This window comes from Desulfobulbus rhabdoformis, from assembly GCF_016919065.1.
Classification (GTDB): Bacteria; Desulfobacterota; Desulfobulbia; order Desulfobulbales; family Desulfobulbaceae; genus Desulfobulbus; species Desulfobulbus rhabdoformis.
In genome coordinates, this window is record NZ_JAFFQA010000206.1 from 1 (window position 1) to 253 (window position 253).

The 253-nt window shown below is 43.5% G+C and carries 1 pseudogene; it reads right to left on the minus strand.

Annotated elements, in window-relative coordinates:
- Positions 1–136: pseudogene (locus JWJ90_RS23070) on the minus strand (transposase); the annotation flags it as partial.
- Positions 137–253 lie beyond the last annotated feature (117 nt).

Here is a 253-nt window from a genome sequence, read left to right on the forward strand (position 1 = left end):
GTGCGAGATATTCTTGGATCATTTCTTTTGTAAGCTCACCAGCTGTCACGCAAAAATAACCGCGAGCCCAAAAATGTTGCCCCCAATATCGCTTCTTTAAATGGGGAAACTCTTCAAATAACTTTCGGCTCTTCCGCCGAATCCGTGGGTAGAAATCTGGAATTTTGAAAATTTCGAGCAAAGGGTAGTCCGAAATATCTCTCCTTATCGCCTCCCCCTTTTTAGTGAGGGGAGGTGATAAGGAGAGATATTT